Annotated in this window: 1 rRNA gene; it reads right to left on the bottom strand. The window is 61.4% G+C overall.

Annotated elements, in window-relative coordinates:
* Positions 1–266: 266 nt before the first annotated feature.
* Positions 267–1788 (bottom strand): 16S ribosomal RNA (locus J2W20_RS19155).
* Positions 1789–1822: the final 34 nt, after the last annotated feature.

Raw genomic sequence — 1822 nt, 5'->3', positions numbered from 1 at the left:
CGCGGGGCGTGTTGCCCCAGGACCCAACAGTGTGCCAAGGACCCCACCCCCCGGAACCCGGCCCGCGACCTCTTCCAACCGCCGCACACGAAGGCGCGGGGCGTACTGGGGCCACAGGCCGTGCCAGGGGCACGGGCCACGAATCCGCCGATGTTCCACCCATGAGCACCCGCCGGGAGACGAACGCTCCCGCAGCAGGCCGCATATACCCCCCGCACCGGCACGGCCCATGCGGGCCGCCCCCGGCCAGGGGCGCTGCTCCTTAGAAAGGAGGTGATCCAGCCGCACCTTCCGGTACGGCTACCTTGTTACGACTTAGTCCCAATCGCCAGTCCCACCTTCGACGGCTCCCTCCCACAAGGGGTTGGGCCACCGGCTTCGGGTGTTACCGACTTTCGTGACTTGACGGGCGGTGTGTACAAGGCCCGGGAACGTATTCACCGCAGCGTTGCTGATCTGCGATTACTAGCGACTCCGACTTCATGGGGTCGAGTTGCAGACCCCAATCCGAACTGAGACCGGCTTTCTGGGATTGGCTCCACCTCACAGTATCGCAACCCTTTGTACCGGCCATTGTAGCATGCGTGAAGCCCAAGACATAAGGGGCATGATGATTTGACGTCGTCCCCACCTTCCTCCGAGTTGACCCCGGCAGTCTCCCATGAGTCCCCACCCGAAGTGCTGGCAACATGGAACGAGGGTTGCGCTCGTTGCGGGACTTAACCCAACATCTCACGACACGAGCTGACGACAACCATGCACCACCTGTGAACCGGCCCCGAAGGGAAGCCCCATCTCTGGGACGGTCCGGCACATGTCAAGCCTTGGTAAGGTTCTTCGCGTTGCATCGAATTAATCCGCATGCTCCGCCGCTTGTGCGGGCCCCCGTCAATTCCTTTGAGTTTTAGCCTTGCGGCCGTACTCCCCAGGCGGGGCACTTAATGCGTTAGCTGCGGCGCGGAAACCGTGGAATGGCCCCCACACCTAGTGCCCAACGTTTACGGCATGGACTACCAGGGTATCTAATCCTGTTCGCTCCCCATGCTTTCGCTCCTCAGCGTCAGTTACAGCCCAGAGACCTGCCTTCGCCATCGGTGTTCCTCCTGATATCTGCGCATTTCACCGCTACACCAGGAATTCCAGTCTCCCCTACTGCACTCCAGCCTGCCCGTACCCACTGCAGACCCGGGGTTGAGCCCCGGGCTTTCACAGCAGACGCGACAAACCGCCTACGAGCTCTTTACGCCCAATAATTCCGGATAACGCTCGCGCCCTACGTATTACCGCGGCTGCTGGCACGTAGTTAGCCGGCGCTTCTTCCGCAGGTACCCTCACCCGAAGGCTTGTTCCCTGCCGAAAGGGGTTTACAACCCGAAGGCCGTCATCCCCCACGCGGCGTCGCTGCATCAGGCTTGCGCCCATTGTGCAATATTCCCCACTGCTGCCTCCCGTAGGAGTCTGGGCCGTGTCTCAGTCCCAGTGTGGCCGGTCACCCTCTCAGGCCGGCTACCCGTCGTCGCCTTGGTAGGCCATTACCCCACCAACAAGCTGATAGGCCGCGAGCCCATCCAAGACCGCACAAGGCTTTCCACCCCCCACCATGCGGCAGGAAGTAGTATCCGGTATTAGACCCAGTTTCCCAGGCTTATCCCAGAGTCAAGGGCAGGTTGCTCACGTGTTACTCACCCGTTCGCCACTAATCCACCCCGAAGGGCTTCATCGTCCGACTTGCATGTGTTAAGCACGCCGCCAGCGTTCATCCTGAGCCAGGATCAAACTCTCCGTCAAAGAACACACCAGCCAGGCACCCCAGGAAAATGAG

The sequence above is a fragment of the Sinomonas atrocyanea genome, from assembly GCF_030812675.1.
Classification (GTDB): domain Bacteria; phylum Actinomycetota; class Actinomycetes; order Actinomycetales; family Micrococcaceae; genus Sinomonas; species Sinomonas atrocyanea_B.
The sequence above is the reverse complement of the archived record's forward strand: the minus strand, read 5'-3'. Positions and strand labels throughout refer to the sequence as shown.